Genomic DNA, 13,286 nt, shown 5'->3' with positions numbered 1-13,286 from the left:
AGGAAGATTCTGCCAGCACTGATGCCCTTTATGCAGGACCAGCTGCTAACACCAAAAAACAAGCGGGCCGTGCTTCCCATCGAAGCACGGCCCGCTTGTTTGTGACGTCACGCCCTTAGCGCTCCACCAACGATACGGCTTCGTCGGCGGTGGGCCGGCGGCGGCGCAGCTGCCACTGGTTTAGCAGCGGATGAATCAGCACGCTGAGTAGAATCACGAAGGTGCCGAGGTAAAAGCCACCCGACAGCTTTTCCTGCCCGAAGCCGGGCGCCCCCAGCCAGTACATCAGCACGGCCAGCACGATGCCGTATACAGGCTCCAGATTGATGGTCAGGTTCACGGCAAAGGCCGAGAGACGCTTCATCAGCTCCACGGAAGTAGAGAAGGCGTATACCGTGCACACGCCGGCCAGCAGCACCAGCCACAGCCAGTCGGCCGGAGTGGGGTTTAGGCTGGGCAGCGCGCCGCCAAAGGCCGGGCGGGCAATCAGAAACACCATGATGCTGACGCAGGCCCCGCCCATTTCGTAGAGCGTCAGGCGCAGCGGCGGGTGGTCCTTGATCAGCCGGGCATTCAGCACGCTGAACAGCGCACTCAGGCCTGCCGACAAAATGGCTACGCCCAGGCCCAGCAGCTGGTCAAACTCGGCCTGTGACACCAGGTACAAGCCCACCATGGCCAGCAGCCCCAGCAGAATTTCGTAGGGCTGAAAGCGCTTGCGCAGCAGCAACGGCTCCAGAATCGACGTCCACAGGGCCAAGGTGGCCATGCCCGCCAAACACACGCTCACCGACGACAAGCGGGCCGCCAGGAAAAAGGTAATCCAGTGCGCGGCCACCAGAGCGCCCACCCCGATCAGCCGTACGGCCTGCCCGGTGGGCACGCGCCACGGCATGTTACGCATCTTCAGCAGCCCCGCCAGCCCCACCGATGCAATGAGCGTGCGGTAGAAGACCAGCTCCACCGGTGGCAGCGAAATCAGCTTGCCCAGAATGGCCGTGAAGCCCCACAAAAACACGATGAAGTGGAGGCGGAGGTAATCCTTTAGCATGTGGTGAAATGGTGAGATGGTGAAATAGTGAGTTTGATGTTCGGAAGGACGGTAGGGCGCATTTAGCGCAAGCGGAACGTCACTCTTTAGTTCACCAGCTCACCATTTCACCACCTAGCGGGGAATGAAACGGTAGAGCACCAGCCCGATGGAGCTGAAGACGATGTTGGGCACCCAGGCCGCGAGCATGGGGTGCATGTCGCCCACCAGGGCCAGGTTGCGGCTCAGGATAACGAAGCCGATGTAGATAAAGGCCAGTACGAAGCCCAGGGCAATCTGCCCGCCCACGCCGTTGCGCGATTTGCGCGCGCTCATAATCACGCCGATGACGGTGAGAATGGTGATGGCGAAGGGGTAGGCGTACCGCTCGTACTTCTCCACCAGGTAAATTTCGGTGTCGTCGGCGCCGCGGCTGATTTTCTCGTTGATGAAGCGGTTTAGCTCCGGCGTGGTCATGGTTTCGGCCAGGCGGTAGGTGCTGCCGAAGTCCTTGGGATACAGGTTCAGGGTGGTGTCGCGGGCGCTGTAAATGCGCATCGTCTCGCGGCCGTCGGGGCTGATGGTGCGCACGGTCTGCGGGGTCAGGTGCCACACTTTTTTGGTCGAGTCCCAGCTGATGGCGTCGGCGGCAAGGCGGCGCTTGAGCAGCGTGCCCTCCACCGTCTCGATGGCGAAGCGGTAGCCAATGTTGGCGGAATTGTCGTAGCTCTCGAGGTAGGCGTTGTCCTGCGGGCCGATTTTGATGTGCACGTTGCGCCCCTGAAAGCGGTAGGGGTTCTTCACGTACTTCCGCTCAAAAGCCACGCGCGGCTTATTGGCCAGCGGAATTACCCAGCCGATCAGCCCGAAGATGACCCCGCCGATGAGCACGCCGCCCATCACGTAGGGCAGCAGAAACCGCCGGAAGCTCACGCCGCTGGCCAGAATGGCCACAATTTCGGTGCGCGCCGCCAGCCGGGCCGTCACCAGCACCGTGGCAATGAACACGGTGATGGGGGAGAGCAGGTTGGCGTAGTAGGGAAACAGGTTCAGGTAATAGTCCCGGATAATCATCCAGGCGCCCAGGTCGTGCTTGATGAAGTCGTCGTTTTTCTCCGTGAAGTCAATCACGCAGATAACCATGACCAGCACCACCACCGTGAAAAAGAAGGTGGTGAGCAGCTTGCCGAGGACGTATTTATCGAGTAAGCGGAGCATTGTTGGATGGGAGTAGAGACGCCTACCTGCGTCTCAATCGTTGCTGACGTTGTTAATGCTGTAGGAATGCAAGCCGTTCAACGACGAGACGCAAATATGCGTCTCTACGCCGGGCCATAATGCTACAGCCGTACCATCAGCTGCTTGACCATACGCTCCTTCCACTCCCGGAAGGTGCCGGCCAGGATTTGTTCCCGGGCGTTGCGCACCAGCCACAGGTAGAAGGTCAGGTTGTGCACCGAAGCCACCATGCCCGCCAGGTACTCGCTGGCGTGGAACAGGTGGCGCACGTACGACTTGGAGTAGAACGTGCTGGCGTAGCCGCCGAGTTCTTCGTCGATGGGGGAGAAGTCCTGCTCCCACTTCTTGTTCTTGATGTTGATGATGCCCTGCGTAGTGAAGAGCATGCCGTTACGGGCGTTGCGGGTGGGCAGCACGCAGTCGAACATGTCCACGCCCAAGGCAATGTTCTCCAGGATGTTGGCCGGCGTGCCCACGCCCATCAGGTAGCGCGGCTTGTCCTTGGGCAGGATGTCGCAGCAGATTTCCGTCATTTCGTACATCAGCTCGGCCGGCTCGCCCACGCTCAGCCCGCCGATGGCGTTGCCGGCGCGGCCCTGCTCGGCAATGAACTCCGCCGATTTTACCCGCAGGTCCTTAAAGGTGGAGCCCTGCACGATGGGGAATAGCTGCTGCTCGTAGCCGTAGAGCGGCTCCGTCTCGTCGATGCGCTGGATGCAGCGCTTCAGCCAGCGGTGCGTCATGTCCAGGGACTTGCGGGCGTAGTCGTACTCGCAGGGCCAGGGCGTGCACTCGTCGAAGGCCATGATGATGTCGGCCCCAATGACGCGCTGAATGTCCATCACGCCCTCGGGCGTAAACAGGTGCTGCGAGCCGTCGATGTGGGAGCGGAACTTCACCCCCTCCTCCTTGATCTTGCGCGTGTTCGACAGGGAGTACACCTGGTAGCCGCCCGAGTCCGTCAGGATGGGCCGGTCCCAGCCGTTGAACTTGTGCAGGCCGCCGGCTTTGCGCAGCGTGTCGAGGCCGGGGCGCAGGTACAGGTGGTAGGTGTTGCCGAGGATGATCTGGGCCTGCACGTCCTCCTTTAGTTCGCGCTGGTGCACGGCTTTTACCGAGCCGGCGGTGCCCACGGGCATGAAAATGGGCGTCTGAATGGTGCCGTGGTCGGTGGTGAGCACACCGGCGCGGGCCTTGCTCTGCGGGTCGTTGGCGACGAGGTCGAAGGTCATCGGGAAAAGAAGCGGGGCCGAAGTAGCACGGAATGAAGCGTATGCCGCCGGCCGCCAAACAAGCCGCAAAGATAACCCCGCAAAAGTCTTTGGCGGCTGATGAATGCAAGCTACAGTTCACCCCGCTGTCATTGCGAGGAGGCCCGACGGAGCAATGACGGCGGTGGGCCGTTGGGGTCATATTTCTTCCCGCACCAGTGCTACCCTCCCGTCTGCCCTCTACCTTTGCGGGCCGAATCACCCCCTCCGCGCCTTGCCCGTCCACCTTTCGCCCGTTTCCTGGCTGCTCGTACTCAGCCTGCTGCTGCAATTGGTGTACGCCGCGTATTACTTCTGGCCCTTTGCCCTGCGCCGGGTGCCCGAGGCCGTGGAGCCCAACCCCGAGCAGGAAAAAGCCCGGCCCGTGTCCATCGTGGTGGCCGCCCGCAACGCCCTGGAGCAGCTGCGCTACCTCATGCCCGAGCTGCTGCAGCAGGACTACGCCGCGTTCGAAGTCGTGCTCATCGACGACCGTTCCGGCGACGACACCGGCCTGTTTGCCCAGCAGCTCACCCAGTACTACCCCAACGTGCGCCTGGTCACCATCGGCAGCACGCCCGAGAACATTGCGCCCAAGAAATACGCCCTCACGCTCGGCATCAAGGTAGCCCGCTACCCGTACCTGCTCTTCACCGACGCCGACTGCCAGCCCACCTCGGATCAGTGGTTGCGCCACATGGCCCGCGGCTTCGATACGGGAGCCGACTTAATACTCGGCTACAGCCCCTACGCCGAAACACCCGGCTTTCTGAACCGGCTCGTGCGCTTCGAGACGCTGCTCACCGGCCTGCAGTACCTCAGCTTCGCCGAGCGCGGCCAGCCCTACATGGGCGTGGGCCGCAACCTGGCCTACACCAAGCAGACCTTTCAGGCCACCAAGGGCTTTGCCTCGCACATCCGCCGCCTCAGCGGCGACGACGACCTGCTGGTGCAGGATGCGGTGCAACTCGGCAGGCGTGCCAGCGTCGTTACGGTGGCCGAAGCCCAAACCGTTAGCCACGCACCCGAAACCTGGGGCGCGTGGTGGCGGCAGAAGCGGCGGCACCTGTCGGCGGGCAACCGTTACCGCGCGGCCGACCGAGTTCGGCTTGGAACCTTTATCTTAGCCAACGGCTTATTTTATCTCGGAACTCTGGCGGCATTCGTAGTGCCTGAGCCTGAATGGGTAGCGTTGGCGGCGGTATGGGGCGTCCGAACCTCTCTTATCGTTGCTACGTACGCGCAGGCCAGCCGCCGCCTCCACGACCGGCAACCTTTGTGGTTGATACCGGTATTGGACGCGGGGTATTTTTTTGCCTACTCTCTCCTGACAGCCTCGTTAGTGCTCTACCGTAACCCCTCCCGATGGAAGTAAATAATCAGGACCTCCAGAAGCAGTTCTCGGCCAAGGCCAAGCACGACTTCAAGCTTATTCGTTCGGCCGTGGAAAAGGGCGACGAAAAAGCGTACGCCGAACTGATGCAGATCTACAAGAAACCCGTGTACCACGTGGTGTTGAAGATGGTGCGCAACCCCGACGACGCCGAAGACCTCACCATCGAGGCTTTCGCCAAGGCCTTCCGCAACCTGCACAAGTTCAACCCCGAGTACGCCTTCAGCACCTGGCTGTTCCGCATCGCCACCAACAACTGCATTGACTTTATTCGCAAGAATAAAATCAAGACGATGTCCATCGACTCGGCCATCAAGATTGACAACGGCGACGAAATCACCATTGATTTCCGCGACAACAACCTGAACCCGGCGGAGTCGGCCATCAAAAACCAGAAAATCGAAATCATGCAGCACGTGGTGTCGCGGCTGCCCGATAAGTACCAGCGCCTCGTCACCCTGCGCTACTTCGATGAGCTGAGCTACGAGGAAATTGCCCAGGAGCTGAAAGCCCCGCTTGGCACCGTGAAAGCCCAACTGCACCGCGCCCGTGAGCTGCTCTACGACATGGTGAAGAACAAAAAGGAAATCATCTAAGCCCGATGCTTTCTGCCAACGCCGCCCCGCTGCTTCAGCGGGGCGGCGTTGTTTATGACAGCAGCGGTTCACCCTGCTGTCATTGCGAGCAGAGCGAAGCAATCCTTCCTCTCGCGGCACAACGGCCCAACTGGTAGCAACTAAAAAGACGGACCTGCTCGTAACTCCAGATGCAAAGTTTCGAGCGGGGCTATTTTCGAGTAGTAAGGATTGCGCCGGCGGGGGTACTGGGGGAACGATTGCCGCGCTTCGCTCGCAATGACTGCCGGTGCGACCGTTGATTGCAAGCATGACCAGTGCGGCTGGTGCTACCGTCGTTCGCAGCATCGCGTACCTTTGCCTGCACGATGGAAATCCTCTTCCGCTACTTCCCCGACCTCACGCCCCGCCAGCGCGAGCAGTTTCAGCAGCTCGACCACGAGTTCCGCCAGTGGAACGAACGCGTCAACCTCATTGCCCGCACCGACGTCGACAACCTCGCCGAACGCCACTTTCTGCACTCCGCCAGCATTGCCAAAGTGGTGCAGTTCCCCGCCGGCAGCACCGTGCTCGACGTAGGTACCGGCGGCGGCCTGCCTGGCTTGCCCCTGGCCATCCTGTTTCCGGAAGTGGAGTTTCACCTCATCGACAGCATTGGCAAAAAGATCAAGGCGGTGCAGGACATGGCCCACGCTTTGAAGCTGCACAACGTATCGGCCGAGCAGATCCGCGCCGAGCAGGTGCGCCCTAAGTTCGACTTCGTGGTGAGCCGCGCCGTGACGCGCCTGGCCAACTTTCACCCCTGGATTGCTCAGCGCTACACCAACACCGCCGCGGCCAGCGAAACCCACGGCCTGTATTACCTGAAGGGCGGCGACCTGACCGAGGAACTCGAAGAATCGGGGCTGGTAGCCACCGTTACCAACCTCAGCGACTTTTTCAGCGAGGAGTTCTTCGAGACGAAAAAGGTGGTTTTCGTGCCGGCCAACAAAGCGCTGGCCCGCGGCAAACGCACCAACAACGTGTAGCCTTGGCCACGAAGCACAACGGCCCCGCACAGTGAAGTGCGGGGCCGTTGTGCTTCGTGGCAATAAGCTGTTTAAGCCGGTACCTGCGCCATCAGAAATTCCACGGCCCGCCGCTCAGAGTAGTACTGCCCATCGGAGGGCAGGCCTTCGGCAAAGCCCACATGGCCGCCCGCCTCGGGCGTTTCCAGAAACACGTAAGGGCTGCGCTCAGCCGCCGCACGCGGAAAGCACGTCGGGGGCAAAAATGGGTCGTTTTGTGCGTTGACGATGAGCGTCGGGATGCGGATGCCGTCCAGATAGCGGCCGGAGCTGCTGCGCTCGTAGTACTCGTCGGCCGATTTGAAGCCGTGCAGCGGCGCAGTGTACCGGTCGTCGAACTGCGGAAAGTCGCTGAGTTCTTCCAGGCCCGCCAGGTCCAGTTGGCCGGGTAGCAGCTCTGCCTTCTGCCGGATTTTCGCCCGCAGCGTCTTCAGGAAGCGGTTCAGGTAGATGCGGTTTTCTAGCCGTGAGATGTGCATTGAGCCCGCCTTCAGATCCGTGGGCACCGAAAACACGGCGGCGCGCTCCACCTGCGGCGGCACGCGGGGCACGTCTTCGCCGAGGTACTTCAAGGTCATGTTGCCGCCCGCCGAAAAGCCCGTCATGAACACGCGGCGGTAGCGGCCGGTAGCCACGGCCTGCTGCACCACAAAGTGCAGGTCATCGGTGTCGCCGAGGTGGTAGGCGCGTAGCAGGCGGTTCGGCTCGCCGCTACAGCTGCGGTAGTTCCAGGCCAGCGCGTCGATGCCGGCTTGGTTCAGGGCCCGGGCCATGCCGCGCACGTAGGGACGGCCGGCGTCGCCCTCCAGTCCGTGCGAGATGATGCCGAGCGTATCGGTCACGTGCTCGGTGCGCGTCCAGTCTAGATCCAGAAAATCCCCGTCGGGCGTTTCCACGCGTTGGCGCTGGTACTGCACATCGGGCACCTCGCGCAGCAGGCTGGGCACGATGGTTTGCAGGTGGCCGTTGAACAGGTAAAAGGGCGGCCGATAGCGGGAGTCGGCAATGAGCGGCATGGCGTGGGCGGCTAGGCGATGAACCTCGGTAGGACCAAGGAATATAAGCAAATCTTTCGGCATGCATACTATTATGACAGCTACCAGAAGATTCATTACCATCAACCCCAGCAGCAGCCGGGAAGTTGCCGGAGTCCGCGTATGCCCGATGCAGATAGGATGACATCATACGAGTAAGCTCGTCTATTATAACAAAACAAATATTTGTTGTAAACTATTGAGCTGGTATGGGCGTACAATCCGGGTTGATGTTCCACAAAACCTTGCAAAAAGGATGAAAACCCCCACGTACTACTTAGCTGCTGCCGCCCTGATGTTTACCTGCGCCTGTAGCAGCTCTTCCACTTCCACTACCGGCGCCAGCACCGGTGGCAGCTCCATGACCGATGCTTCGTCCGCGGGCACTGACATGACTTCGGGCACCAGCAGCAACCCCGGCGGGCAGGGTACCAATGTATCCGCAGCCGGCGACAACCAAAGCGTCACCTCTGCGGCCAGTGCCACGGGCGCCAGCGGCGCATCCGACATGACCGCTTTCATGGGCACCTTCGCTACCATGGATGACCCCACTTTCATGCTCACCGCGGCCAGCAGCAACATGCTGGAAATCCAGATGGGGCAGATGGCCACCCAGAAATCCACCAACGCCGATGTAAAGAAGTTTGGGCAGATGATGGTGGACCACCACGGCAAAGCCACGCAGGACTGGAAGAACGTGGCCACGCCCATGGGTGTGGTGATGCCCACCACGCTGATGCCGGTGCACCAGGCCATGATGGACAAAGTGATGAACAAATCCGGTAAGCAATTCGACGAAGCTTACATGGACGCTATGGAAACGGCCCACAAGATGGACGTAGCCATGTTTGAAGTAAAGAGCAAAGGTGCTCAGACGCCCACTGTACAGACGTTTGCCACCAAAACGCTGCCCATGCTCCGTGCGCACGAAACCATGGCCAATAAGATTGAGGACAAAGTTGATTAACTCCTGAGGGCGCCGGTTAGGTCGTTCCTGCGGCAGCAGAAGTAGGCTTTTCTTAAATGGGCTTGGCAACGTCGCTGAGAATTATTACCTTTGCCAACCCAATTGACTAGAACCTCGACAGAACCTCTGTTTTTTCCGCTTTTCGCATCATGGCAAATCATAAGTCGGCTCTGAAGCGCATCCGCTCGAACGAAGCCAAGCGCGTGTTGAACCGTTACCAGGCCAAATCGACCCGCACGGCCGTTAAGAAGCTGCGCGCTACCACCGACGCTACGGAAGCTCAAGAGCTGCTGAAGAAAGTATCGTCGATGCTGGACCGTCTGGCTAAGAAGAACATCATCCACAAGAACAAGGCTGCCAACAACAAGTCCAGCCTGGCCAAGCACGTAAACTCGCTGGCTGCCTAAGCAGTCAGGAGTCCGTCGAGTTCTTGACGAAGGCCCCGCGCAGGTTGCGCGGGGCCTTCGCGCGTTGTAGGCCTGCCGCTTTGCTGGCGTGTCGAACACGTAACAGAACGTCATGTCGAGGGCAGCCAAGGCATCTCGCGTGCTGATGGTGGATAGTAATCCTTCTGTCATACTGATTGCTCTCTAATGTCAGCACGCGAGATGCTTCAACAAGCTCGACATGACGCCCGAACGAAAAAAGGCCGCTCCTGTCGAATCAGGAGCGGCCTTTTTTAGCCTGAGGTAGTGGATTACACCACGCTCAGCTTAATCATGTTGGTCTTACCCTTCTCACCGATGGGCATGGAGGCCGTGTTGATGAACACGTCGCCCTTGGCCAGGTGGCCGGTGGTGGTGAGGATATACTTGATGTCGGCCACGGAGCCGTCGGTGCTCACCATCCGATCGTAGTAGAAGCCGCGCACGCCCCAGATGAGGCTGAGCGTGGTGAGCAGGTCCCGGTTGTCGGTGAAGATGAAAATGCTGGCCTTGGGGCGGTACTTGGCAATCTGGAACGCCGTGTAACCGCGGTGCGTCATGCCGGTAATGGCTTTGGCGCCGGTGTTCTTGGCCATGTGGCAGGCCGCCGACAGCACGCTGTCGACCATGAACGAGGGCGACTCCGGCGTGATGGGGAACCAGTGGTGATACAGCGACTCGCGGCGCGTCTCCACGCTCATGATGGTACCTACCATCGAGCGAATCACCTCCGCAGGGTAAGCGCCCACGGCAGTTTCGGCGGAGAGCATCACGGCGTCGGCCCCGTCGAGCACGGCGTTGGCCACGTCGCTGGTTTCAGCGCGCGTGGGGCGCGGCGCCGTAATCATGCTTTCCATCATCTGCGTGGCCACAATCACCGGCTTGCCGGCCTTGTTGCACTTCTCGATGATCATCTTCTGCGCCATCGGCACCTCTTCCATCTTCACCTCCACGCCCAGGTCGCCGCGGGCCACCATCACCGCATCGGTCAGGGCGATGATGTCGTCGAGGTTCTTCAGGCCCTCGGGCGTCTCGATCTTGGCCACCACCTTGGCGTGCTTGCCGCTTTCGGCAATGATCTGCTTGATGAAGCGGATGTCTTCGCCGCGGCGGGCAAAGGACAGCGCAATCCAGTCCACGTCGTTTTCCAGGCCGAACCGCAGATCCTCAATGTCTTTTTCGGTCATCGACGGGGCCGATACGTCCGAGTCCGGCAGGTTGATGCCCTTGCGCGGCTTCACCAGCCCGCCGTAAATCACCTCGCACTGCACTTCCTTCTCGCGGTCGGTGGCCAGCACGCGCAGCTCGATTTTGCCATCGTCGATGAGAACCATGTCGCCGGCCTTCACGTCGCGCGCCAGGCCCAGGTAGATGGTGCTGATGCGGCCGGGGCGGCTGATTTCCTTCTCGCCGCACACCAGCAGGATTTGCTCGCCGGCTTTGATTTCAAACGAACCGCCTTCCACTTCGCCGAGGCGGATTTTGGGGCCTTGCAGGTCCTGCAGCAGGCCCACGTGCGTGCGCAGGTCCTTGTTGAGGCGGCGCACCAGGTTGATGACTTTCAGGTGCTCTTCGTGCTCACCGTGGGAGAAATTCAGGCGGAACACATCCACGCCCTCGCGGATGAGCATACCCAGCTTTTCGTAGGTATTGGAGGCCGGCCCGACGGTGGCCACGATTTTGGTCTTGTTGAAATGGGGGCGGTTTTCCATGTATTGATGGGGACTGTACTGCGAGCTTGGGAAAGGCGAAATTAGTTGCGGAGTTTTTTTATGCGGTTCGCCGAGGCGCAGCCGAAGGACCTTACGACGCCAAAACGGCGCGCTCGATGCCAGCACACAAGGCGCAAGCTAAGGCCACTCGTGGGTACCAACAGCTGAAGAGGCCTACGGGACAGGCCACTATCTGTTCGGACGAGGTTCCTTGCCGGCGCCTGCAGTGACGGTGGGAGCGTCGCTTGGGGCGGAGTAAGATCCTTCGGCTAATCCGGGAGGAAGAAAGCGGGTAAGCGGGTTTGCGGCCCTAAAAGAGCAAGTTTTCTTTGAACTTAAGGGTATTCGGGTCGAAACGACAGGCGTACTGCACCTCCGGCAGGGCCGAAAGCTGGGTGAGCAGTTCGTCGGCATCGAGGGCGCCGGTGCCGTTCTGCACCTGAATCAGGTAGTCGTACTCCTTGATATCCGGCGCCAGAAATGGCTTTTTCAGCACTGAGGGGTCTACCGAGCGGTTGCGCAGCAGGCGCAGCGTGGCCGTTTCGGTGGCGTGCAGGTAGTTGCTGATAACCAGGCGTCCGCGGGTGAGCAGGTCGTAGATGATGTCTTGCTGCTTGATCAGGCGCAGGCGCAGGGCGCGGTTCAGCGTCCAGGCCAGCTTATGGTCCCGGCTCGACGACACCACGCCGAACAGGTCGAAGTCACAATCGTAGTCGCAGTCGAGGGTCAGGGTTTTCATAGCGCAGCACAGAATCAGGTCCAATGGCCGTAAAACTACGCACTTGCGGGGGCGAAACCAGCGCCCCGGGCGGGGCAAATGCTACCGTCCGGTTTGATAATGTTGAGGAAGATGGTGTTATTTGTGCCCGAGTTTTCTTTAAACCCCACGGAAATGTCTGAAATCGCAGAAAAAGTAAAAAGCATTATCGTTGACAAGCTGGGCGTAGAGCCGTCGGAAGTGACCCCGGAGGCCAGCTTCACCAACGACCTCGGCGCTGACTCGCTGGACACGGTTGAGCTCATCATGGAGTTCGAAAAAGAGTTCAACGTAAGCATCCCCGACGATCAGGCTGAGAACATCGGCACCGTGGGCCAGGCCATTGCTTACCTCGAAGAGCACGCCAAATAAGGCACGAATACCTTAGCTAAAGCACCACCGCTTTGCCGGCCGGCTCGTGCCGGCCGTTTTTCTTTTCCCCTTTTCCCCTTCGCATTCCCTTTATGGCGTTACGGAGAGTTGTTGTTACTGGTCTCGGAGCCATTACCCCGCTCGGCAAGACGGTTGCCGAATACTGGGACGGTTTGTCGCGTGGCGTGAGCGGGGCTGCCCCCATCACCCGGTTCGACGCCAGCAAGTTCAAAACCCGCTTTGCCTGCGAAGTGAAGGGCTACAACCCCGACGACTACTTCGAACGCAAGGAAGGCCGCAAAATGGACCTGTTCACGCAGTTCGCTCTCATCGCCAGCGACCAGGCCATTGCCGACGCGGGTCTGCAGGAGGGCGTGAACAAGGACCGCGTAGGCGTTATCTGGGGCTCGGGCATCGGCGGACTGCGTACCTTCCAGGAGGAGTGCATTGCCTTCGGCCGCGGCGACGGTACCCCGCGCTTCAATCCTTTCTTCATTCCGAAGATGATTGCCGACTCCTCGTCGGGCAACATCAGCATCAAGCACGGCTTCCGCGGCCCGAACTTCGTCACGACGTCGGCCTGCGCCTCGTCGTCGGACTCCATCATCGCCGCCTTCAACTACATCCGCCTGAATATGGCCGATGTGATGGTGACCGGGGGCTCCGAAGCCGCCATTACCGAAGCCGGCGTGGGTGGTTTTAACGCCATCAAGGCCATGAGCGAGCGAAACGACGCGCCCGAGCTGGCCTCGCGCCCCTACGACAAGGACCGCGACGGGTTTGTGCTGGGTGAAGGCGCCGGCGCCTTGATCCTGGAAGAGTACGAGCACGCCAAGGCCCGCGGCGCCAAGATCTACGCCGAGCTGCTCGGCGGCGGTCTGTCGTCCGACGCCTACCACATCACGGCGCCCGACCCCGACGGCAACGGCGTGGTACTGGTGATGCAGAACGCGCTGCGCGACGCCGGCATCACGGCGGCCGACGTGGACTACATCAACACCCACGGCACCAGCACCCCGCTGGGCGACGGGGCCGAGGTAAAGGCCATTCAGAAGGTATTCGGCGACGAAGCCTACCGCCTGAACATCAGCTCCACCAAGTCGATGACCGGGCACCTGCTCGGCGGCGCGGGCGGTATCGAGGCGCTGGCGAGCATCCTGGCCATTCAGCACGGCGTGGTGCCCCCGACCATCAACCACTTTACCGATGACCCGGAGCTGGACGCACGGCTGAACTTCACGTTCAACCAGGCCCAGCAGCGCGAGGTAAACATTGCTCTGAGCAACACCTTCGGCTTCGGCGGGCACAACACGTCGGTGGTGTTCGGGAAGTTTCGCGACTAACAATGGGCACGCCGGGCCAGCTGATGAACCAAGAACGTCATGCTGAGTCCGACCGTACTGCCCGCTACGCGTATTGTCATGCTGAGCCCCGCGAGGCCTCTCTTCCGCTTCGTTGTCCGGGA

At 60.5% G+C, this 13,286-nt stretch carries 13 protein-coding genes; 7 read left to right on the top strand and 6 right to left on the bottom strand.

The genetic code is table 11. The annotated features are described in order from the left end of the window. Positions 1-115: 115 nt before the first annotated feature. The 3 genes from B0919_RS18060 to tgt all read right to left on the bottom strand — a co-directional run bounded on the left by B0919_RS18060 (position 116) and on the right by tgt (position 3,501). Positions 116-1,051 carry a DMT family transporter gene (locus B0919_RS18060; protein WP_078013689.1) on the bottom strand — a complete coding sequence of 312 codons (936 nt, stop codon included), beginning with the start codon at positions 1,049-1,051 and terminating at the stop codon, positions 116-118. Positions 1,052-1,165: 114 nt separating this feature from the next. Continuing rightward, a complete protein-coding gene (locus B0919_RS18055; protein WP_078013688.1) occupies positions 1,166-2,248 on the bottom strand; it encodes an LptF/LptG family permease in 1,083 nt (360 codons plus the stop codon). 122 nt (positions 2,249-2,370) lie between these two features. Beyond that, positions 2,371-3,501: a tRNA guanosine(34) transglycosylase Tgt gene (tgt, locus tag B0919_RS18050; protein WP_078013687.1), complete on the bottom strand. Its 1,131-nt coding sequence runs from the start codon at positions 3,499-3,501 to the stop codon at positions 2,371-2,373. Positions 3,502-3,754: 253 nt separating this feature from the next. Between tgt and B0919_RS18045 the strand changes: the two genes are divergently transcribed. From B0919_RS18045 to rsmG, 3 genes are all read left to right on the top strand, one after another. Then, positions 3,755-4,894 carry a glycosyltransferase gene (locus B0919_RS18045; RefSeq protein ID WP_176133114.1) on the top strand — a complete coding sequence of 380 codons (1,140 nt, stop codon included), beginning with the start codon at positions 3,755-3,757 and terminating at the stop codon, positions 4,892-4,894. Continuing rightward, positions 4,885-5,508: an RNA polymerase sigma factor gene (locus B0919_RS18040; protein WP_078013685.1), complete on the top strand. Its 624-nt coding sequence runs from the start codon at positions 4,885-4,887 to the stop codon at positions 5,506-5,508. Before B0919_RS18045 ends, B0919_RS18040 begins: the two co-directional genes overlap by 10 nt. 347 nt (positions 5,509-5,855) lie before the next feature. Continuing rightward, the gene (gene rsmG, locus B0919_RS18035; RefSeq protein WP_078013684.1) at positions 5,856-6,515 is read left to right on the top strand and encodes a 16S rRNA (guanine(527)-N(7))-methyltransferase RsmG; all 660 of its coding nucleotides are present in this window, start codon (positions 5,856-5,858) and stop codon (positions 6,513-6,515) included. A 71-nt stretch (positions 6,516-6,586) separates the two neighbouring features. Here rsmG and B0919_RS18030 read toward each other — a convergent pair whose 3' ends face one another. After that, the gene (locus B0919_RS18030) at positions 6,587-7,570 is read right to left on the bottom strand and encodes a YheT family hydrolase (RefSeq protein ID WP_078013683.1); all 984 of its coding nucleotides are present in this window, start codon (positions 7,568-7,570) and stop codon (positions 6,587-6,589) included. A 274-nt stretch (positions 7,571-7,844) separates the two neighbouring features. Between B0919_RS18030 and B0919_RS18025 the strand changes: the two genes are divergently transcribed. Together B0919_RS18025 and rpsT are read left to right on the top strand one after the other, a co-directional pair. Further along, entirely contained in the window at positions 7,845-8,555 is a 711-nt protein-coding gene (locus B0919_RS18025) for a DUF4142 domain-containing protein (protein WP_078013682.1), read from the top strand. A 149-nt stretch (positions 8,556-8,704) separates the two neighbouring features. Then, positions 8,705-8,962 carry a 30S ribosomal protein S20 gene (rpsT, locus tag B0919_RS18020; protein WP_078013681.1) on the top strand — a complete coding sequence of 86 codons (258 nt, stop codon included), beginning with the start codon at positions 8,705-8,707 and terminating at the stop codon, positions 8,960-8,962. 290 nt (positions 8,963-9,252) lie between these two features. On the opposite strand, the gene pyk is transcribed toward rpsT, so the two are convergent. Then, positions 9,253-10,692, bottom strand: a complete 1,440-nt coding sequence (gene pyk / locus B0919_RS18015) for a pyruvate kinase (protein WP_078013680.1) — start codon at positions 10,690-10,692, stop codon at positions 9,253-9,255. A gap of 310 nt (positions 10,693-11,002) precedes the next feature. After that, positions 11,003-11,431 (bottom strand): IPExxxVDY family protein, encoded by a 429-nt coding sequence (locus tag B0919_RS18010; RefSeq protein ID WP_078013679.1) that lies wholly within the window; start codon positions 11,429-11,431, stop codon positions 11,003-11,005. Positions 11,432-11,584: 153 nt separating this feature from the next. Between B0919_RS18010 and B0919_RS18005 the strand changes: the two genes are divergently transcribed. Beyond that, positions 11,585-11,821, top strand: coding sequence for an acyl carrier protein (locus B0919_RS18005; protein WP_059067513.1), 237 nt, complete (start codon positions 11,585-11,587; stop codon positions 11,819-11,821). A gap of 92 nt (positions 11,822-11,913) precedes the next feature. Further along, positions 11,914-13,164: a beta-ketoacyl-ACP synthase II gene (gene fabF / locus B0919_RS18000; RefSeq protein WP_078013678.1), complete on the top strand. Its 1,251-nt coding sequence runs from the start codon at positions 11,914-11,916 to the stop codon at positions 13,162-13,164. Positions 13,165-13,286 lie beyond the last annotated feature (122 nt).

It is taken from the genome of Hymenobacter sp. CRA2 (assembly GCF_002007105.1).
In the GTDB taxonomy this organism is placed as follows: Bacteria; Bacteroidota; Bacteroidia; order Cytophagales; family Hymenobacteraceae; genus Solirubrum.
This window is presented reverse-complemented; position numbering and strand designations above follow the sequence as displayed.

Bases quoted from the DNA above. Each gene is read 5' to 3' on its own strand.
- B0919_RS18060 (WP_078013689.1), bottom strand. From the start codon at position 1,051: ATGCTAAAGGATTACCTCCGCCTCCACTTCATCGTGTTTTTGTGGGGC.
- B0919_RS18055 (WP_078013688.1), bottom strand. From the start codon at position 2,248: ATGCTCCGCTTACTCGATAAATACGTCCTCGGCAAGCTGCTCACCACC.
- tgt (WP_078013687.1), bottom strand. From the start codon at position 3,501: ATGACCTTCGACCTCGTCGCCAACGACCCGCAGAGCAAGGCCCGCGCC.
- B0919_RS18040 (WP_078013685.1), top strand. From the start codon at position 4,885: ATGGAAGTAAATAATCAGGACCTCCAGAAGCAGTTCTCGGCCAAGGCC.
- rsmG (WP_078013684.1), top strand. From the start codon at position 5,856: ATGGAAATCCTCTTCCGCTACTTCCCCGACCTCACGCCCCGCCAGCGC.
- B0919_RS18030 (WP_078013683.1), bottom strand. From the start codon at position 7,570: ATGCCGCTCATTGCCGACTCCCGCTATCGGCCGCCCTTTTACCTGTTC.
- B0919_RS18025 (WP_078013682.1), top strand. From the start codon at position 7,845: ATGAAAACCCCCACGTACTACTTAGCTGCTGCCGCCCTGATGTTTACC.
- rpsT (WP_078013681.1), top strand. From the start codon at position 8,705: ATGGCAAATCATAAGTCGGCTCTGAAGCGCATCCGCTCGAACGAAGCC.
- pyk (WP_078013680.1), bottom strand. From the start codon at position 10,692: ATGGAAAACCGCCCCCATTTCAACAAGACCAAAATCGTGGCCACCGTC.
- B0919_RS18010 (WP_078013679.1), bottom strand. From the start codon at position 11,431: ATGAAAACCCTGACCCTCGACTGCGACTACGATTGTGACTTCGACCTG.
- B0919_RS18005 (WP_059067513.1), top strand. From the start codon at position 11,585: ATGTCTGAAATCGCAGAAAAAGTAAAAAGCATTATCGTTGACAAGCTG.
- fabF (WP_078013678.1), top strand. From the start codon at position 11,914: ATGGCGTTACGGAGAGTTGTTGTTACTGGTCTCGGAGCCATTACCCCG.